Source organism: Pseudomonas frederiksbergensis, from assembly GCF_003732665.1.
Classification (GTDB): Bacteria; Pseudomonadota; Gammaproteobacteria; order Pseudomonadales; family Pseudomonadaceae; genus Aquipseudomonas; species Aquipseudomonas frederiksbergensis_G.
This window is the reverse complement of the sequence record NZ_MOBP01000004.1, coordinates 11,738-31,048: the sequence shown is the minus strand read 5'-3', so window position 1 is coordinate 31,048 and position 19,311 is coordinate 11,738. Positions and strand designations below refer to the sequence as shown.

The window sequence follows — 19,311 nt, the reverse complement described above, 5'->3', positions numbered from 1 at the left end:
CCGCTGACGTGTGTTGTTCAGACCGAAGATGCGGGCAGTTTAAAAAAGATTAGCCAGTGCTTTTCACTATATAAGTGCCTATATTTGGCGACAATTCTCGGCAAAAACCCTTTTCACGGAGGCGCATCCCCTATGCGTACCAACACTCAGACCAAACGTGAGCTGGACAAGATCGACCGCAACATCCTGCGGATCCTGCAAGCGGACGGGCGCATCTCCTTCACCGAGCTGGGGGAAAAGGTCGGCCTGTCGACCACGCCCTGCACTGAGCGGGTCCGCCGGCTGGAGCGCGAGGGCATCATCATGAGCTACAACGCCCGGCTCAATCCGCAGCATTTGAAGGGTAGCTTGCTGGTGTTCGTCGAGATCAGCCTCGACTACAAATCCGGCGATACTTTCGAAGAGTTCCGACGCGCGGTGCTGAAACTGCCCCATGTGCTGGAGTGCCATTTGGTATCGGGGGATTTCGACTACCTGGTGAAAGCGCGGATTTCCGAGATGGCCTCGTACCGCAAATTGCTGGGCGATATTTTGCTCAAACTGCCCCATGTGCGGGAGTCCAAGAGCTATATCGTGATGGAAGAAGTGAAAGAGAGCTTGAGCTTGCCGATTCCGGATTGATTTCTGCAGTGCCTGGGCGGACGCCTTCGCGAGCAAGCCCGCTCCCACATTGGAATGCGCTCCCCTGTGGGAGCGGGCTTGCTCGCGAATGCAGACGACTCGGTCTTCCTCTAGACGAGGACCTGCCGGGTAGACGCCATGTACTCATGAATCTGCTTCTCCACCCGAGGATGAATCAACTCCACCGGCCCGCGCCCATTAGGGCATGGCAAGGTCTTGGTGGTGCCGAACAGCCGGCATATCAGCGGCCGCTCGTCATACACGGTGCAGCCGTTGGGGCCCAGGTGTACGCAATTGAGTTCGTCCATTGCCGCATCCTGCTCGGCGCGGGTCTTGCGCGGCAGGCGCGACATTTCTTCTGGCGAGGTGGTGACCGGGCCGCAGCAGTCATGGCAGCCGGGCACGCACTCGAACGAGGGAATCTGCTGGCGCAAGGTGCGAATTTTCTGACTGTTGCAGCTCATCGAAGCGGTGACCAAAAGCGGAATAGAGCGCGATTCTGACGCATCCGGCCAGTTCCATACAGCCGCAACCGACCAGTGTTGCCCGTGTCGGAAGGTCCGGCTTATGCTCCGTCAACTTTTTCAAACACACGCATCAGGAATCCACGCATGAATGCCCCTGCCCGGCACACCGCCTCTTATTACGCCGCCAGCAGCCTGCCGCAACCCGATCATCCGGTGCTGCAAGGCGAGTTGACGGCGGACGTGTGCGTGGTCGGCGGCGGGTTTTCCGGGTTGAACACGGCGCTGGAACTGGCGGAGCGCGGCCTCAGCGTGGTGCTGCTGGAAGCCCATAAGATTGGCTGGGGCGCGAGTGGGCGTAATGGCGGGCAATTGATTCGTGGCGTTGGCCATGGCCTCGATCAGTTCGCCAATGTCATCGGTGCCGACGGCGTACGTCAGATGAAGCTCATGGGCCTGGAAGCGGTGGAAATCGTCCGACAGCGGGTCGAGCGTTTTCAGATCCCCTGCGACCTGACTTGGGGCTACTGCGACCTCGCCAACAAACCCCGGGATCTCGAAGGTTTCGCCGAGGATGCCGAAGAACTGCGCACCCTTGGTTACCGCTACGAAACCCGACTGCTGCAAGCCAACGAAATGCATTCGGTGGTTGGTTCTGACCGCTATGTTGGCGGCCTGATCGACATGGGTTCCGGGCATTTGCATCCGCTGAACCTCGCGCTGGGTGAAGCGGCGGCTGCGCAGCAATTGGGCGCCAGACTGTTCGAACAGTCAGCAGTTATCCGCATCGATTACGGTCCCGAGGTGAAAGTCCACACCGCCCAGGGCTCGGTCCGCGCCAAGACCCTGGTGCTGGGCTGCAACGCTTACCTCAACGACCTCAACCCCGAACTCAGCGGCAAAGTGCTGCCCGCCGGCAGCTACATCATTGCCACCGAGCCGTTGAGCGAAGAACAGGCCCGCGCCCTGTTGCCGCAGAACATGGCGGTGTGCGACCAGCGCGTGGCGCTGGATTACTACCGGCTCTCGGCGGATCGGCGCTTGTTGTTCGGTGGCGCTTGCCACTACTCAGGTCGGGACCCGAAGGACATCGCGGCGTATATGCGGCCGAAAATGCTGGAAGTATTCCCGCAACTGGCCGGGGTGAAGATCGACTATCAATGGGGCGGCATGATCGGCATCGGCGCCAACCGCCTGCCGCAAATTGGCCGGCTCAAGGAACAGCCGAACGTGTATTACGCCCAGGCCTATTCCGGCCACGGCGTGAATGCCACGCACCTGGCGGGCAAGTTGTTGGCTGAAGCCATCAGTGGTCAGCACAGTGGCGGGTTCGATCTGTTTGCCCAGGTGCCACACATCACCTTCCCCGGTGGCCGGCATTTGCGTTCGCCGTTGTTGGCGTTGGGGATGTTGTGGCATCGGCTTAAAGAGTTGGTTTGATAGATTTTTGGTGTCTGTATGGGCGCCTTCGCGGGCAAGCCTCGCTCCTACAGGTTTCGCGTTGATCCAATGAACGACGCGAAACCTGTAGGAGCGAGGCTTGCCCGCGAATGGATCTAAACACCGCCACAATACTCAGATCCTCCAGAAAGGCTTAAGCCCCTCCGCCAACGCCTCTTCCCGACTCAACCCCACATCCCGCAATTGTTCCGCAGTCAGGTTCAGCAACGCCTTGCGCGTGTGCAGACGATGCCAGAACAGACCCCAGCGCCCGAGGCAGGACGGCGCATTGCGCATTTGCGCCCCGCGGGTGCCGTGGTGCTGCCCTGCTGCCAGTTCCTGACTGTGTAACGTCAGCCGCACATCGCTCAAGCCGTTCATGTTGATCGCTCCTGTTTACTTGGGTAGCCAGAGGTTTCATCATGCGCGGACGGCGAAAAGCATTACAGATTCAAAGCAACTGTATTATTTCCATACAGATTGGCTACTTAAAACTCTGAATCACGTATTTTTGCCCCATCTGTACCGGTTAACCGAATCACCTGCACCGAGGCAACGTCATGACCCTTTACGTCAATCTCGCCGAATTGCTCGGCACACGTATCGAACAAGGCTTCTATCGCCCCGGCGACCGGCTGCCGTCGGTGCGGGCGCTGAGTGTCGAACACGGGGTCAGCCTGAGCACGGTGCAACAGGCGTATCGGGTGCTGGAAGACAGCGGGCTGGCAACGCCGAAACCGAAATCCGGGTACTTCGTGCCAATGGGCCGCGAGCTGCCGGAACTGCCCGCCGTGGGCCGCCCGGCGCAACGGCCGGTGGATATTTCCCAGTGGGATCAGGTGCTGGAGCTGATACGCGCCGTACCACGCAAGGACGTGGTGCAACTCGGCCGCGGCATGCCGGACATCACCACGCCGACCATGAAGCCGCTGCTGCGCGGGCTGGCGCAGATCAGTCGGCGCCAGGACATGCCCGGCCTGTATTACGACAACATCCACGGCAACCTCGAACTGCGCGAACAGATCGCCCGGTTGATGCTCGACTCCGGCTGCCAGTTGAGCGCCGCCGACCTGGTGGTGACCACCGGTTGCCACGAAGCGCTGTCCACCAGCATCCGCTCCATCTGCGAGCCCGGAGACATTGTTGCCGTGGACTCACCGAGCTTTCACGGCGCCATGCAGACCCTCAAGGGCCTGGGCATGAAAGCCCTGGAAATCCCCACCGACCCGATCACCGGCATCAGCCTCGATGCGCTGGAACTGGCTCTGGAGCAATGGCCGATCAAGGCCATACAGTTGACGCCCAACTGCAACAACCCTTTGGGCTACATCATGCCGGAGGCACGTAAACGGGCGTTGTTGAACCTGGCACAGCGCTTCGACGTGGCGATCATCGAGGACGATGTGTATGGCGAATTGGCCTACACCTACCCGCGCCCACGCACGATCAAATCCTTCGACGAAGATGGCCGCGTGCTGCTGTGCAGTTCATTTTCCAAGACGTTGGCGCCGGGGCTGCGCATAGGCTGGGTGGCGCCGGGGCGCTATCTGGAACGGGTGCTGCACATGAAATACATCAGCACCGGCTCCACCGCGCCGCAGGCGCAGATCGCCATCGCCGATTTCCTCAAGGGCGGGCACTTCGAACCGCATTTGCGGCGGATGCGTACCCAATACCAGCGCAATCGCGAGATGATGATCGATTGGGTCACGCGCTATTTTCCCGCCGGCACACGGGCCAGCCGCCCACAGGGCAGTTTCATGCTGTGGGTCGAACTGCCGGAAGGCTTCGACACGTTGAAACTGAATCGTGCGCTGCATGATCAAGGCGTACAGATTGCCGTCGGCAGCATTTTTTCGGCCTCGGGCAAGTACCGCAATTGCCTGCGGATGAACTACGCTGCCAAGCCGACAGCCCAGATTGAAGACGCCGTGCGCAAGGTCGGCGCGGCGGCGATCAAGCTGTTGGCGGAAACTGATTGCCTCAGCGACTGACCTTTATCCACAAACCCGCGTCCATATACCGACCATTGCCAATCGGAACGATCCCACGTGAGCCTCAGACAGCCCCTACTCGCTCTTCTGTTACTCGCCTCGTTCCTTGGTGGTTGCGCCAGCCTCGACGTGCCGCGCGAGCCCAGCCAGGCCCTGCCGGCGGCGGATTCAAGCTTTGGCCGTTCGATCCAGGCCCAGGCCGCGCCCTACCACGGCCAATCGGGCTTTCGGCTACTGTCCAACAGCACCGAAGCCTTCATGGCCCGGGCCGAGCTGATCCGCAACGCGCAAACCAGCCTCGACTTGCAGTACTACATCGTCCACGACGGCATCAGTACGCGCATGCTGGTGGAGGAATTGCTCAAGGCCGCGGATCGCGGCGTGCGAGTGCGGATCCTGCTCGATGACACCACCAGCGATGGCCTGGACCAGATCATCGCGACCCTGGCGGCCCATCCGCAAATTCAGATCCGCCTGTTCAACCCGTTGCACCTTGGGCGCAGCACTGGCGTGACGCGGGCCATGGGCCGTTTGTTCGACCTGTCGCTGCAACACCGGCGCATGCACAACAAGCTGTGGCTGGCGGACAACAGCGCGGCCATCGTCGGCGGGCGCAACCTGGGCGATGAGTACTTCGACGCCGAGCCCAACCTGAATTTCACCGACATCGACATGCTCAGCGTCGGACCGGTGGCCGAGCAGCTCGGGCACAGCTTCGACCAGTACTGGAATAGCGCCCTGAGTAAGCCGATCGACGAATTCCTCTCGAGCAAACCGACGGCCAAGGACCTGCAAAACACCCGCACGCGCCTCGAAGAATCCCTGCAGGAAACCCGCAAGCAGAACCACGCGCTGTATCAACAGTTGATGATCTACGACAAGCACCCACGCCTGGACATCTGGCGCCGGGAGTTGATCTGGGCCTGGAACCAGGCGCTGTGGGACGCGCCGAGCAAGGTGCTGGCCAAGGGCGAGCCCGATCCGCAACTGCTGCTGACCACGCAATTGGCGCCGGAACTAAGGGGCGTGAGCAAAGAGCTGATCATGATTTCTGCCTACTTCGTGCCCGGCCAACCGGGGCTGGTGTACCTGACCGGGCGCGCCGATGCCGGGGTCTCGGTGAGCCTGCTGACCAACGCACTGGAAGCCACCGACGTGCCGGCGGTGCACGGTGGTTACGCGCCGTATCGCAAAGCGTTGCTGGAGCACGGCGTGAAGCTGTTCGAATTGCGACGCCAGCCCGGCGCCGGCAGCGGCAGTGGTCCGCACCTGTTCCGCCGCTCGGCGTATCAGGGCTCGGATTCGAGTTTGCACAGCAAAGCGATGATCTTCGATCAGCAGAAATCGTTTATCGGCTCATTCAACTTCGACCCGCGTTCGGTGCTGTGGAACACCGAAGTCGGCGTGCTGGTGGACAGCCCGGAACTCGCCGCACATGTGCGTGAATTGGCGCTGCAAGGCATGGCGCCGCCGCTGAGTTATGAGGCGAAACTGGAAAATGGGCAGATTGTCTGGGTGACCGAGGATAACGGCAAACTGCATACGCTGACCAAGGAACCGGGAAGCATGTGGCGCCGGTTTAACGCGTGGTTCAGCACCACCGTAGGACTTGAACGAATGCTGTAACCCTGTGGGAGCGGGCTTGCTCGCGAAGGCGGTGCGTCATTCAGCATCTGAGTTGGCTGACATGACGCCTTCGCGAGCAAGCCTGCTCCCACAAGGGGGATGTGGCTGACTGGGAAGTTGGGTTTTATGCGGGCTCGGCCACTGCACCAAATGCCCCTTGGCGCATCAGCAGAATCACCAACCCCAACGCCCCTACCGCCATCAGCAATGGCAACGCATGCCCGCTGATCCACTGACTCCCCGCCCCGGCCGCCAATGGCCCGACCAGACACCCAATTCCCCACAGCTGCGCAATATGGGCATTCGCCCGCACCAGTGCATCGTCGCGGTAGCGCTCGCCGATCAAAATCAGCGACAGGGTGAATAAGCCACCAGCACTGGCACCGAACAACACCCACAGCGGCCAGATCAGCAAGGTATCGATCAGCAGCGGAATCGCCAGGCTCGACACCAGCAGGACCACCGCGCAACCGGTGAACAAACTGCGCCGGGACAACCGATCCGCCAGCGCACCGATGGGCAGTTGCAGCAAGGCATCGCCGACCACCACCGTACTGACCATCGCCAGGGCAATTTCTGCGGTGAAGCCCTGGCGCAGGCAGTACACCGGCAACAGGGTCAGGATCATCGCTTCGAACGCGGCGAACAGTGACACTGCCCAGGCAATCGCCGGCAGCCCACGGCAGAAGGTCCACAAATCGCCGAAGGTCACGCTGCTGGCTTCACTGCTCGGTGCGCCGCTTCGGCCCAACAACAGCAACGGCGCCGTCAGCAATAACCCGACACCGACCCAGAAGCCGTAATCGTGTTCCGTACCCAGAGCCCCCAACAGCAGCGGCCCGCCCAGTTGGCTCAACGCATAGCTGCTGCCATACAACGCCACCAAGCGCCCGCGCCACTTTTCGACCACCAGTTGGTTGATCCAGCTTTCACCGAGGATAAAGACCAGGGTCAGAATCACCCCGATCATCAGGCGCAATACCAGCCAGATCGGATAACTCGGCAACAGCGCCAGCAAACCGATGGACACCGCCCCGCCCCACAGGCACAGACGCATCAAATTCGCGGTGCCGAAACGCGCAGCCAGGTGACTGGAAATCTTCGCCCCCAGCAGCACGCCAATGGCCGGCATCGCCGCCATCACGCCGATCGCAAAGGAACCGTAGCCCCAGCTTTCCAGGCGAAACGACACCAGCGGCATGCTGACACCCAGGGCCAGGCCGACACTCAAGACAGACGCCAACACGGCGAAATAAGTCGCCCAACGCATGTTCCACGCTCCTGTGGATATTATTTTCAGACGGCACAAAACAACTGTGGGAGCGGGCTTGCTCGCGAAGAGGCCATCACATCCAACATCATCGTTGGCTGTTACGGCGCCTTCGCGAGCAAGCCCGCTCCCACAGGGGATCTTCGTTGTGTGGTACTTACAACTTGATCCAGGTCGCCTTCAGTTCGGTGTATTTGTCGAACGCGTGCAGCGACTTGTCGCGACCGTTGCCCGACTGTTTGAAACCACCGAACGGTGCGGTCATGTCGCCACCGTCGTACTGGTTGACCCACACGCTACCGGCACGCAGGGCCTTGGCGGTCAGGTGCGCCTTGGAGATGTCCTTGGTCCACACTGCGGCGGCCAGGCCGTAAGGCGTGTCGTTGGCAATCGCAATGGCTTCTTCGGCGGTATCGAAAGCGATGACCGACAACACCGGGCCAAAGATTTCTTCCTGGGCGATTTTCATCGCGTTGTTCACGCCGTCGAAAATCGTCGGCTCAACGTAGGTGCCGCCGGTTTCCTGCAGGATGCGCTTGCCGCCAGCCACCAGTTTGGCGCCGTCGGTGTGACCGGATTCGATGTAGGACAGCACGGTGTTCATCTGTTGGGTATCCACCAGCGCGCCGACGTTGGTCGCCGGGTCCAGCGGGTTGCCCGGCTTCCAGGTTTTCAGCGCTTCGATCACCAGCGGCAGGAAGGTGTCCTTGATCGAACGCTCGACCAGCAGACGCGAACCAGCGGTGCAGACTTCGCCCTGGTTGAAGGCGATGGCGCCGGCCGCCGATTCAGCCGCCGCTTGCAGGTCCGGGGCATCGGCGAACACGATGTTCGGGCTCTTGCCGCCGGCTTCGAGCCAAACGCGCTTCATGTTCGATTCGCCGGAGTAGATCAGCAGTTGCTTGGCGATCTTGGTCGAACCGGTGAACACCAGGGTGTCCACGTCGTTGTGCAGGGCCAGGGCCTTGCCGACGGTGTGGCCGTAGCCTGGCAGCACGTTGAGCACGCCTTTCGGAATGCCGGCTTCAACGGCCAGTGCGGCGATGCGGATGGCGGTCAGCGGGGATTTTTCCGACGGCTTGAGGATCACCGAGTTACCGGTGGACAGCGCCGGGCCGAGTTTCCAGCAGGCCATCATCAACGGGAAGTTCCACGGCACGATGGCGCCGACTACGCCAACCGGCTCGCGGGTGACCAGACCCAGTTGATCGTGCGGGGTAGCAGCGACTTCGTCGTAGATCTTGTCGATGGCTTCGCCGCTCCAGCTCAGGGCTTGCGCCGCGCCGGGAACGTCGATGTACAGGGAATCACTGATCGGCTTGCCCATGTCCAGGGTTTCAAGCAGGGCCAGCTCTTCAGCATTCTGCTTGAGCAGGCCGGCGAAGCGAATCATGGTGGCTTTGCGTTTGGTCGGCGCCAGGCGCGACCACACGCCGGAATTGAACGTGGCGCGGGCGTTTTCCACGGCGCGCTGGGCGTCGGCGGCGTCACAGCTGGCGATCTTGCCCAGCAGACGGCCATCGACCGGGCTGATGCACTCGAAGGTCTCGCTGGAGACGGCATCGGTGTATTCGCCATTGATGTAGGCGCGGCCTTCGATCTTCAGATCGCGAGCCCGTTGTTCCCAGTCGGCACGAGTCAGGGTGGTCATTCGAGTGTCCTCCTCTTATTGAATACGAGAGCCCCGCGTTCTTCGCGGGTGCTGTCAGGAATTCTGCCCGGCCAGCCTGCTATCGGCCCGAGGCACCTGCCACCCTAAACCAGTGGCCGGGGTTGTTTCAATATATTTGACACAAGGTCGGCAAACGGCCTTGCAGTGTTCATTTTAATAAACATAGACTTTGGGTCTTTTCAGCCATTGCGCCGCAATCACGGGGGATTACAACAAAATGAATATCCAGGATGTCGTCGACTTCAGCCAGGCCACCACCCAGCCCGATCGCTATCGGCCGGACCCGGCCAAAGTCCTCAAGGGCGACCCCGAGCAAGCGGTGTACAACCACTACAACAGCCCCTGCGGGCAGATGAGCGCCGGCGTATGGGAAGGCGAAATCGGCCAATGGCTGGTGAACTACACCGAGCATGAATACTGCGAGATTGTTCAGGGCGTGTCGGTGCTGCGAGACAACGATGGCAACAGCAAGACGTTGCGGGTGGGTGATCGCTTTGTGATTCCGGCCGGGTTCCGGGGCACTTGGGAAGTGCTGGAGGCGTGCCGCAAAATTTATGTGGTGTTTGAACAGAAGGCCTGAAGATTTTTGGTGTTTGGGCTGGCCTCTTCGCGAGCAAGCCCGCTCCCACAGGGATTTGTGGCACTCACAAAACCAATGTGGGAGCGGGTTTGCCTGCGAAGGCGTCCTGACAGGCAGCCCATAACCCACAGGCAACAAAAAAGGCCCGTATCTCGCGATACGGGCCTTTTTCGTAAGTCGGAAAAATCAATTACTTGATTTTGCCTTCCTTGTAGATCACGTGCTTGCGAACAACCGGATCAAATTTCTTGATCTCGATTTTGTCCGGGGTAGTACGCTTGTTCTTGTCGGTAGTGTAGAAGTGACCAGTACCGGCGCTCGAAATCAAACGAATCAATTCACGCATGATTAGCTCCCTTAGATCTTGCCGGCTTTGCGGATTTCGGCCAGCACGACAGTGATGCCACGCTTGTCGATGATACGCATGCCTTTGGCAGATACGCGCAGACGCACGAAACGTTTCTCTTCTTCAACCCAGAAGCGGTGATGCTGCAGGTTCGGCAGGAAACGACGACGGGTTTTGTTGTTTGCGTGGGAAATGTTATTCCCAGTCACCGGACCCTTACCGGTAACTTGACATACTCTCGACATGCCTCAGCCCTCTAAAACCACATGCCCAACCCGGCATGGGTTGGCCGCTTAATCTCTCAGTCATTTGGCGCCAGGCGCCGCGTTTCTTTAGAGGTCTTACCGGCTACACCTACAGTGAAGGAACCGGGCCCCTAGAAAAGAGCGCTGCTTTATACCAGAAAGACCTCAGAGCAACAACATTCAGTGTGCGATGAATTCACAAAAAGCCCAATTTCCGGGCTGCGAGTGCCTTGGACAAAGGCTGTCGTCGATGACGACCGCTCGTCGCAGAGCATCGGCCAACACGCCAATTTTCAGGTTTTCAAACCGTCGCACACCCGAAACAGGCGCCTATAGTCGCCGCAAAATGAAAAAGGGGATAGTCATTTGCAAAAGAGCCCACTAGGGTAAGCCTTTTCCAGACTGCACTTGCAGATGGGCCTTCGATCTGTAAAGGAATCCGACCATGCGCCTCGCTGCCCTACCGCTGCTGCTTGCCCCCCTGCTGCTGAGCCCGCTGGCCCACGCCGCCGCCCTGACCGTCTGTACCGAGGCCAGCCCTGAAGGGTTCGATGTGGTGCAGTACAACTCGCTGACCACCACCAATGCCTCGGCCGATGTGCTGATGAATCGCCTGGTGGACTTCGATACCGCCAGCGGCAAAGTGGTCGCCAGCCTCGCGGACAGCTGGGAAGTCACGCCAGACGGCCTGACCTACGTCTTCAAGTTGCACCCGCAAGTGAAGTTCCACAAAACCGAATACTTCAGCCCGACTCGCGATTTGAGCGCCGAAGACGTCAAGTTCAGCTTCGACCGCATGCTCGACCCGGCCCACCCGTGGCACAAAGTCGCCCAGAGTGGCTTCCCCCATGCCCAGTCGATGCAACTGCCGGCGCTGATCAAAAAAATCGACGCTCTCGACCCGCTCACCGTGCGCTTCACCCTCGACCACCCGGATTCGACCTTCCTCGCCACCCTGAGCATGGGTTTCGCCTCGATCTATTCGGCTGAGTACGCTGACAAACTGCTGAAGGCCGGCACCCCGGAGAAGCTCAACAGCCAGCCAATCGGCAGCGGCCCGTTCGTCTTCACCCGGTTCCAGAAGGACGCCTCGATTCGCTACAAGGCCAACCCGGACTATTTCGGCGGCAAGCCTTCAGTGGACCCGCTGATCTTCGCCATTACCCCGGACGCCAACGTGCGGTTGCAGAAATTGCGCCGCAACGAGTGTCAGATCGCCCTGTCGCCTAAACCGCTGGATGTGGTGGCCGCCAAGCAAGAGCCGACGCTGAATGTGGAAAAGACTGACGCGTTCATGACCGCTTTCGTCGGCATCAACAGCCAGCATCCACCGCTGGACAAACCTGAAGTGCGCCAGGCCATCAACCTCGCGTTCGACAAGGCCAACTACCTCAAAGCCGTGTTCGAAGATACCGCCGAAGCCGCCAACGGCCCTTACCCGCCGAACACCTGGAGCTACGCCAAAGGCCTGCCGGGCTATCCCCACGACGTGGCGAAGGCCAAGGCGTTGATGGCCAAGGCTGGGCTCAAGGACGGTTTCCAGACCACCATCTGGACCCGCCCTTCCGGCAGCCTGCTGAACCCAAACCCGAGCCTCGGTGCGCAACTGCTGCAATCGGACTTGGCGGAAATCGGCATTCAGGCCGAAATCCGTGTGATCGAATGGGGCGAGCTGATCCGTCGCGCCAAGGCTGGCGAGCATGACCTGCTGTTCATGGGCTGGGCTGGTGACAACGGCGACCCGGACAACTTCCTCACGCCGCAGTTTTCCTGCGCGGCGGTCAAGTCCGGCACCAACTTCGCCCGTTACTGCAACCAGGACCTGGACAAGCTGATCAGCGCCGGCAAAACCACCAGCGAACAAGGCGTGCGCACCAAACTCTACGAACAGGCCCAGGCGCAGATTCAGCAGCAGGCGCTGTGGCTGCCGCTGGCGCATCCGACTGCGTTCGCGTTGACGCGTAAGGATGTGCAGGGTTACTCGGTCAGTCCTTTCGGCCGGCAGGACTATTCCAAAGTCACCCTCAAATAACCTGCCCTACACAAAACCTGTGGGAGCGGGCTTGCTCGCGAAGAGGCCATGTCAGTCGACATCAATATTGGCTGACACACCGCATTCGCGAGCAAGCCCGCTCCCACAGGGGTTTTGTGTTTGTCGGGCTTCCCGCTACATCCAGCCGTACTCCGCCATGGACAACGGCTCGCCATCCCCGACGATGAAGTGATCGAGTACCCGCACATCAACCAGCTCCAACGCCTCCTGAAGGCGCTTGGTCAGCATTCGGTCCGCCTGGCTGGGGTCGGTGTTGCCCGAGGGGTGGTTGTGGCACAGGATCAGCGCTGCGGCGTTGTGAGCCAGGGCGCGCTTAACCACTTGCCGTGGATACACGCTGGTGCTGTCGATGGAGCCGCGAAACAGCGTTTCAAACGTCAGCACCCGGTGCTTGGAATCCAGAAACAGGCAACCAAACACCTCGTGCTGCTCATGGCGCAGCATCGACTTGAGGTAATCACGAACGGCCTGCGGGTTTTCCAGCGCCGATTTGAGCCGCGAGTGCTCAGCCAAATGCCGTCGGCCCATTTCCTGGACTGCCTGCAATTGCGCAAATTTCGCGGGTCCGAGCCCTAATTGTTTGCTGAATGTTTTTTGATCAGCCTCCAGCAGTGAGCGCAGGCTGCCGAACTGACTCAACAGGTGCCGCGCCAAATCCACCGCGCTTTTGCCGGAGACCCCGGTACGTAAAAAAATCGCCAGCAGCTCGGCATCCGAAAGACTCGCCGAACCCAACTCCAATAACCTCTCCCGCGGCCGCTCCGCCGCCGGCCAATCGCGAATACTCATAACACCTCCATGGTCTGTGGGCGCCGCTGTTCCGTAGCGGTCGCTGTGATATCGTAGCCCATCTTTTTTGCGGACGAATTCATCCCTGGGGAGGGGGTTTCGCCCTGCAGTCATCAACGAAATGAAAGGCAGACCTATGCAGCGGCTGTATCGGAAACGCATCGTTCTGGGCGTCGGCGGCGGCATTGCTGCCTACAAGAGCGCCGACCTGGTTCGCCGCCTGATCGACCAGGGCGCCGAAGTGCGCGTGGTCATGACCCGTGGCGGCAGCGAGTTCATCACCCCGCTGACCATGCAGGCCTTGTCCGGCCACCCGGTCCACCTCGACCTGCTGGACCCTGCGGCCGAAGCCGCCATGGGCCACATCGAGCTGGCCAAATGGGCCGATCTGGTGCTGATCGCCCCTGCCACCGCGGACCTGATCGCCCGTCTGGCCCAAGGCATTGCCAATGACCTGCTGACCACCCTGGTGCTGGCCACCGACGCGGTGGTCGCCGTGGCCCCGGCGATGAACCAGGCCATGTGGCGCGACCCTGCAACCCAGGCCAACCTGCAAATCCTCGAAAGCCGCGGCATCAAATCCTTCGGCCCGGCCTCCGGCAGCCAGGCCTGCGGCGACGTCGGCATGGGCCGCATGCTCGAAGCCACCGACCTCGCCCAGTGCGCGGCGGACTGCTTCCAGCGTCAGGCCCTGACCGGCAAACACGTGCTGATTACCGCTGGCCCGACCCAGGAAAACATCGACCCGGTGCGCTACATCACCAACCACAGCTCCGGGAAAATGGGCTTTGCCCTGGCCGAAGCTGCCGTGGAGGCTGGCGCCCGCGTGACGCTGATCACCGGCCCGGTGCACTTACCGACACCTGATCGCGTCACGCGTATCGATGTGGTCAGCGCCCGGGACATGCTCGCCGCCTGTGAGGCCGCGATCCCCTGCGACCTGTTCATCGCCTCGGCAGCGGTCGCGGACTACCGCCCGGAAGTCGTCGCCCCACAAAAACTCAAGAAAGATCCTACGAACGGCGACGGCTTGTTGCTACAAATGGTGCGTAACCCAGACATCCTGGCCACCATCGCGACCCGTCCCGACCGTCCGTTCAGTGTCGGTTTCGCCGCCGAAACCGAACACCTGCTCGACTACGCTGCGCGCAAGTTGAAAGACAAGAACCTCGATTTGATCGTCGCCAACGACGTCGCCAACCCGAGTATTGGCTTCAACAGCGAAGAAAACGCCTGCAGCGTGATCGACCGGGAGCTGCACGCCACACTTTTCGCCCAGACCAGCAAGAGCAAGATTGCTCGCCAGCTGATCACTTTTATCGCCGACCGTCTGAACCAGGTTTAATTTACATGCACGCTTTGCAAGCCAAGATCCTCGACCCCCGCATCGGCACCGATTTCCCGCTGCCACAGTACGCCACCCCTGGCTCCGCCGGCCTCGACCTGCGCGCCATGCTGGAAAAAGACACCGTGATCAAGCCGGGCGAAACCCTGCTGATTCCTACCGGCCTGTCGGTCTACATCGGTGACCCGGGCCTGGCGGCGCTGATCCTGCCGCGCTCCGGCCTGGGCCATAAGCACGGCATTGTGCTGGGCAACCTGGTTGGGTTGATCGACTCCGATTACCAAGGCCCGCTGATGGTTTCGTGCTGGAACCGCAGCGACAAGGAATTCACCCTGGAAGTGGGCGAGCGTCTGGCTCAGCTGGTTCTCGTGCCGGTGGTTCAAGCGCATTTCGAGATGGTCGAAGAGTTCGTTGAAACCGAACGTGGTGCTGGCGGCTTCGGGCATTCCGGTAGCCACTGATCCGCTGAGGCCCTCCCCCGTAGGAGCTGCCGAAGGCTGCGATCTTTTGATCTTGATCTTAAACAGCAAAATCAAAAGATCGCAGCCTTCGGCAGCTCCTACAGGGGGAAGCGCAAGCCAGCTCATTCAGCACAAATTGCACAGCCGTCATCTGAAAGGTTTACCACTGGAAATCAACGGATTGGCCAGCCAAATGCTCGCTGATGCTGGAGTCATGGCCTTTGCACACCACGAACTCTCTGTGGAAAACGCCGTCATACCCTTCAGTTTGAGCCTGCCCACGAGCACTTCGCAGGTCGGTCCAGTCACTTTCGAAATGGAGCAATCCCACAGATGAGCAGCCCAGCCCAAGTCGCACCCAAGTTCCCCGACAGCATTTTCCGCGCCTATGACATTCGCGGCACCGTCCCGGAATTCTTGAACGGTGAAACCGCTTACTGGCTCGGCCGTGCCATCGGCGCCCAGAGCCTGGCTCAGGACGAACCCAACGTATCCGTAGGCCGCGACGGTCGCCTGTCCGGCCCGGAACTGGTCGAACGCCTGATTCAAGGCCTGGCCGACAGCGGTTGCCACGTCAGCGACGTCGGTCTGGTGCCAACGCCTGCCCTGTACTACGCCGCCAACGTACTGGCCGGCAAATCCGGTGTCATGTTGACCGGCAGCCACAACCCGTCGAACTACAACGGCTTCAAGATCGTCATCGCCGGCGACACCTTGGCCAACGAACAGATCCAGGCCCTGCACGAACGCCTCAAGACCAACAACCTGACCAGCGGCAAGGGCAGCATCACCAAGGTCGAGATCCTCGATCGCTACAACACCGAAATCGTCCAGGACATCAAGCTCGCCCGCCGCCTGAAAGTGGTGGTCGATTGCGGTAACGGCGCGGCTGGCGTAATCGCCCCGCAACTGATCGAAGCGCTGAATTGCGAAGTCATCCCGCTGTTCTGCGACGTCGACGGCAACTTCCCGAACCATCACCCGGATCCGGGCAAGCCTGAAAACCTCGTGGACCTGATCGCCAAGGTCAAGGAAACCAACGCGGATATCGGCCTGGCCTTCGACGGCGACGGCGACCGAGTCGGCGTGGTGACCAACACCGGCAGCATCGTCTACCCGGACCGCCTGCTGATGCTGTTTGCCCGCGACGTACTGGCGCGCAATGCCAACGCGGAAATCATCTTCGACGTCAAATGCACCCGCCGCCTGACGCCGCTGATCAAGGAATACGGTGGTCGTCCGCTAATGTGGAAGACCGGTCACTCGTTGATCAAAAAGAAAATGAAACAAACCGGCGCCCTGTTGGCCGGCGAAATGAGCGGGCACATCTTCTTCAAGGAGCGCTGGTTCGGTTTCGACGACGGCATTTACAGCGCCGCGCGGTTGCTGGAGATCCTCAGCAAGGAAAAATCTACCGCCGAAGAGCTCTTTGCGACCTTCCCGAACGATATTTCTACGCCTGAAATCAATATCCATGTGACCGAAGAGAGCAAATTCAGCATCATTGATGCTCTGCACGACGCGAAGTGGGGCGAAGGCGCCGACCTGACCACCATCGACGGCGTGCGAGTCGACTACGCCAAAGGCTGGGGCCTGGTGCGCGCCTCCAACACCACACCGGTGCTGGTGCTGCGCTTCGAGGCTGATGACGAGGCTGAACTGCAGCGCATCAAGGACGTATTCAAAGTCCAGTTGAAGCGTGTTGCCCCTGATCTCCAACTACCGTTTTGATCTTCTGATTCACCCGGAGCCCTGAATGACCCTCGAACGCGAAGCCGCCGCCAACACCGCCAAGGTCCTGTCCGAAGCGCTGCCTTACATTCGCCGCTATGTCGGCAAGACGCTGGTGATCAAATACGGCGGCAACGCGATGGAAAGCGAGGAGCTGAAAACCGGCTTCGCCCGCGACATCGTGCTGATGAAAGCCGTGGGCATCAACCCGGTGGTGGTTCACGGCGGCGGCCCGCAAATCGGCGACCTGCTCAAGCGTCTGTCGATCGAGAGCCACTTCATCGACGGCATGCGCGTGACAGATGCGCAGACCATGGACGTAGTGGAAATGGTCCTCGGCGGCCAGGTGAACAAGGACATTGTCAACCTGATCAACCGTCATGGCGGCAGCGCCATCGGCCTGACCGGTAAAGACGCCGAGCTGATCCGTGCGAAAAAGCTCACCGTGACCCGCCAGACCCCGGAGATGACCCAGCCGGAAATCATCGACATCGGGCAAGTGGGCGAAGTGGTCGGGATTAACACCGACCTGCTGAACCTGCTGGTCAAAGGCGATTTCATCCCGGTGATCGCGCCAATCGGCGTGGGTGCCAACGGCGAGTCGTACAACATCAACGCCGACCTGGTGGCGGGCAAGGTGGCCGAAGCACTGAAAGCTGAAAAGCTGATGCTGCTGACCAACATCGCCGGGCTGATGGACAAGCAAGGCACGGTTCTCACCGGCCTGACCACCCAGCAAGTCGACGATCTGATCGCCGACGGCACGATCTACGGCGGCATGCTGCCGAAGATCCGTTGCGCGCTGGAAGCGGTACAGGGCGGCGTGGGCAGCTCGCTGATCATCGACGGCCGGGTGCCGAATGCGATTCTGCTTGAGATCTTCACCGATACCGGTGTGGGTACTTTGATCAGCAATCGCAAGCGTCCGTAAGCGACACCTACAAAAAGACCCCGCTCAGCCTGGCTGAGCGGGGTCTTTTTTGCCTGCGATCCTTGTGGGAGCGGGCTTGCTCGCGAAAGCGGTGTATCAGTCAACGAAGATGTTGAATGTAATGGCCTCTTCGCGAGCAAGCCCGCTCCCACAAGGGATTGGTGTTAAACGCCGAACTGTGCGCGGTAGGCTTCTACCGCTGGCAAATGCTGCTTGAGCTGCGGATCATCGGCCAGGAATTGCAGGACCTGGGTCAGCGACACGATGCTGATCACCGGGATCTTGAAGTCACGCTCCACTTCCTGGATCGCCGACAATTCACCGTTGCCACGCTCCTGACGGTTCAGGGCGATCAGCACGCCCGCGGCCTTGGCGCCGTCCTGGGAAGCGATGATCTGCATCACTTCACGGATCGCGGTGCCGGCGGTGATCACGTCGTCGATGATCAGCACATCGCCAGTCAACGGCGCGCCGACCAGGCTGCCGCCTTCGCCGTGGGCCTTGGCTTCCTTGCGATTGAAGCACCATGGCAGGTCGCGACCGTGATGTTCGGCCAACGCCACCGCAGTGGTCGCCGCCAACGGGATGCCTTTGTACGCAGGGCCAAACAGCACGTCGAAGGGAATGCCGCTCTCGACGATGGCTGCCGCGTAGAAACGACCCAGTTGTGCCAGGGCCGAACCGGAGTTGAACAGGCCGGCATTGAAGAAGTAAGGACTGGTGCGCCCGGACTTCAGGGTGAACTCACCGAAGCGCAAAACGCCGCGATCGATGGCAAAACGAATGAAATCGCGCTGATACGCTTGCATGAAAAAAACCCCAAATACCACGGATTTAGCTAATTAGGTTGACGCCGTGTATCATACACGCACGCGATTTTTGGGGCCATTTATGCGGATCATCAGTGTGAACGTCAATGGTATTCAGGCTGCAGTGGAGCGAGGTTTGCTCAGTTGGCTGCAAGCACAGAATGCCGACGTCATCTGCCTGCAGGACACCCGCGCCTCCGCCTTTGAACTGGACGATCCAGCCTTCCAACTGGATGGCTACTTCCTTTATGCCTGCGAAGCCGAAGTTCCCGCCCAGGGTGGCGTGGCTTTGTACTCGCGGTTGCAACCGAAGGCAGTCATCAGCGGTCTCGGCTTCGAGACGGCCGACCGCTACGGGCGCTACCTGCAAGCCGATTTCGATAAGGTCAGCATCGCGACCTTGCTGCTCCCTTCGGGGCAGAATGGCGATGAAGACTTGAACCAGAAGTTCAAGCTAATGGACGATTTCGCCCGTTATCTGGATAAACAGCGACGCAAACGTCGCGAGTACATTTATTGTGGCTCGCTGTACGTGGCGCAACAGAAGCTGGATATCAAGAACTGGCGCGACAGCCAGCAATCCCCGGGCTTCCTGGCACCTGAACGTGCCTGGATGGACGAGATTGTCGGCAACATGGGTTATGTCGATGCCCTGCGCGAGGTCAGCCGTGAAGGCGACCAGTACAGCTGGTGGCCGGACAACGAACAGGCTGAGATGCTCAACCTGGGCTGGCGTTTCGACTACCAGTTGCTGACCCCAGGCCTGCGCCGCTTTGTTCGCAGCGCGCGCCTGCCACGTCAGCCACGGTTCTCGCAGCATGCACCGCTGATCGTGGACTACGACTGGACGCTGACCATCTAAGCGTCGTTTCGCAGTACAAAAAATGCCCGTATCGCAAGATACGGGCATTTTTTATGCGCCAGTCGACATGAC

At 60.3% G+C, this 19,311-nt stretch carries 19 protein-coding genes and 1 pseudogene; 12 read left to right on the top strand and 8 right to left on the bottom strand.

Going from position 1 to position 19,311, the window contains the following annotated elements; genetic code table 11:
* Positions 1-132 precede the first annotated feature (132 nt).
* Entirely contained in the window at positions 133-621 is a 489-nt protein-coding gene (locus BK665_RS06125) for an Lrp/AsnC ligand binding domain-containing protein (protein ID WP_123403812.1), read from the top strand.
* 110 nt (positions 622-731) lie between these two features.
* Here BK665_RS06125 and BK665_RS06120 read toward each other — a convergent pair whose 3' ends face one another.
* The gene (locus tag BK665_RS06120; RefSeq protein ID WP_007947437.1) at positions 732-1,085 is read right to left on the bottom strand and encodes a YkgJ family cysteine cluster protein; all 354 of its coding nucleotides are present in this window, start codon (positions 1,083-1,085) and stop codon (positions 732-734) included.
* A gap of 147 nt (positions 1,086-1,232) precedes the next feature.
* On the opposite strand from BK665_RS06120, the gene BK665_RS06115 reads away from it, so the two are divergent.
* Positions 1,233-2,525, top strand: a complete 1,293-nt coding sequence (locus tag BK665_RS06115) for an NAD(P)/FAD-dependent oxidoreductase (RefSeq protein WP_123403810.1) — start codon at positions 1,233-1,235, stop codon at positions 2,523-2,525.
* Positions 2,526-2,660: 135 nt separating this feature from the next.
* On the opposite strand, the gene BK665_RS06110 is transcribed toward BK665_RS06115, so the two are convergent.
* Positions 2,661-2,906 carry a DUF1127 domain-containing protein gene (locus BK665_RS06110; protein WP_123403808.1) on the bottom strand — a complete coding sequence of 82 codons (246 nt, stop codon included), beginning with the start codon at positions 2,904-2,906 and terminating at the stop codon, positions 2,661-2,663.
* 179 nt (positions 2,907-3,085) lie between these two features.
* Between BK665_RS06110 and BK665_RS06105 the strand changes: the two genes are divergently transcribed.
* Positions 3,086-4,519: an aminotransferase-like domain-containing protein gene (locus BK665_RS06105; protein ID WP_123403806.1), complete on the top strand. Its 1,434-nt coding sequence runs from the start codon at positions 3,086-3,088 to the stop codon at positions 4,517-4,519.
* Between the two features lie 57 nt (positions 4,520-4,576).
* Positions 4,577-6,145 (top strand): phospholipase D family protein, encoded by a 1,569-nt coding sequence (locus BK665_RS06100; protein WP_123403804.1) that lies wholly within the window; start codon positions 4,577-4,579, stop codon positions 6,143-6,145.
* A gap of 124 nt (positions 6,146-6,269) precedes the next feature.
* On the opposite strand, the gene BK665_RS06090 is transcribed toward BK665_RS06100, so the two are convergent.
* On the bottom strand, positions 6,270-7,415 hold the full coding sequence (locus BK665_RS06090; RefSeq protein ID WP_123403803.1) for an MFS transporter: 1,146 nt from the start codon (positions 7,413-7,415) through the stop codon (positions 6,270-6,272).
* Between the two features lie 157 nt (positions 7,416-7,572).
* Positions 7,573-9,066 (bottom strand): aldehyde dehydrogenase, encoded by a 1,494-nt coding sequence (locus BK665_RS06085; RefSeq protein WP_123403801.1) that lies wholly within the window; start codon positions 9,064-9,066, stop codon positions 7,573-7,575.
* 238 nt (positions 9,067-9,304) lie between these two features.
* On the opposite strand from BK665_RS06085, the gene BK665_RS06080 reads away from it, so the two are divergent.
* A complete protein-coding gene (locus tag BK665_RS06080; RefSeq protein ID WP_123403799.1) occupies positions 9,305-9,667 on the top strand; it encodes a cupin domain-containing protein in 363 nt (120 codons plus the stop codon).
* Between the two features lie 190 nt (positions 9,668-9,857).
* On the opposite strand, the gene rpmG is transcribed toward BK665_RS06080, so the two are convergent.
* Together rpmG and rpmB are read right to left on the bottom strand one after the other, a co-directional pair.
* Positions 9,858-10,013, bottom strand: coding sequence for a 50S ribosomal protein L33 (gene rpmG / locus BK665_RS06075; RefSeq protein ID WP_007894709.1), 156 nt, complete (start codon positions 10,011-10,013; stop codon positions 9,858-9,860).
* A gap of 11 nt (positions 10,014-10,024) precedes the next feature.
* Complete coding sequence (gene rpmB / locus BK665_RS06070; RefSeq protein WP_007894701.1) at positions 10,025-10,258, bottom strand: 50S ribosomal protein L28; 234 nt, start codon at positions 10,256-10,258, stop codon at positions 10,025-10,027.
* Positions 10,259-10,703: 445 nt separating this feature from the next.
* On the opposite strand from rpmB, the gene BK665_RS06065 reads away from it, so the two are divergent.
* Positions 10,704-12,290 carry an ABC transporter substrate-binding protein gene (locus BK665_RS06065; RefSeq protein ID WP_123403797.1) on the top strand — a complete coding sequence of 529 codons (1,587 nt, stop codon included), beginning with the start codon at positions 10,704-10,706 and terminating at the stop codon, positions 12,288-12,290.
* 135 nt (positions 12,291-12,425) lie between these two features.
* Here the strand turns inward: BK665_RS06065 and radC are convergent, their stop codons facing one another.
* The gene (radC, locus tag BK665_RS06055) at positions 12,426-13,100 is read right to left on the bottom strand and encodes a RadC family protein (protein WP_123403793.1); all 675 of its coding nucleotides are present in this window, start codon (positions 13,098-13,100) and stop codon (positions 12,426-12,428) included.
* A 136-nt stretch (positions 13,101-13,236) separates the two neighbouring features.
* On the opposite strand from radC, the gene coaBC reads away from it, so the two are divergent.
* The 5 genes and pseudogenes from coaBC (at position 13,237) to argB (ending at position 17,568) form a co-directional block, all read left to right on the top strand.
* A complete protein-coding gene (gene coaBC / locus BK665_RS06050) occupies positions 13,237-14,445 on the top strand; it encodes a bifunctional phosphopantothenoylcysteine decarboxylase/phosphopantothenate--cysteine ligase CoaBC (protein WP_123403791.1) in 1,209 nt (402 codons plus the stop codon).
* Between the two features lie 5 nt (positions 14,446-14,450).
* The gene (dut, locus tag BK665_RS06045) at positions 14,451-14,906 is read left to right on the top strand and encodes a dUTP diphosphatase (protein WP_123403789.1); all 456 of its coding nucleotides are present in this window, start codon (positions 14,451-14,453) and stop codon (positions 14,904-14,906) included.
* Entirely contained in the window at positions 14,857-15,243 is a 387-nt protein-coding gene (locus BK665_RS34215; protein ID WP_148053195.1) for a hypothetical protein, read from the top strand. The genes dut and BK665_RS34215 overlap by 50 nt, the downstream gene beginning before the upstream one ends.
* 17 nt (positions 15,244-15,260) lie before the next feature.
* Positions 15,261-16,637 (top strand): annotated as a pseudogene (locus tag BK665_RS06040) (phosphomannomutase/phosphoglucomutase); the annotation flags it as partial.
* 25 nt (positions 16,638-16,662) lie between these two features.
* Entirely contained in the window at positions 16,663-17,568 is a 906-nt protein-coding gene (gene argB / locus BK665_RS06035) for an acetylglutamate kinase (protein WP_123403785.1), read from the top strand.
* A gap of 164 nt (positions 17,569-17,732) precedes the next feature.
* On the opposite strand, the gene pyrE is transcribed toward argB, so the two are convergent.
* Positions 17,733-18,377, bottom strand: coding sequence for an orotate phosphoribosyltransferase (gene pyrE, locus BK665_RS06030; protein ID WP_123403784.1), 645 nt, complete (start codon positions 18,375-18,377; stop codon positions 17,733-17,735).
* 82 nt (positions 18,378-18,459) lie between these two features.
* Here pyrE and crc point away from each other — a divergent pair, with 82 nt between their 5' ends.
* Entirely contained in the window at positions 18,460-19,239 is a 780-nt protein-coding gene (gene crc, locus BK665_RS06025; RefSeq protein WP_007934608.1) for a catabolite repression control protein Crc, read from the top strand.
* The last annotated feature ends 72 nt before the right edge of the window (positions 19,240-19,311 follow it).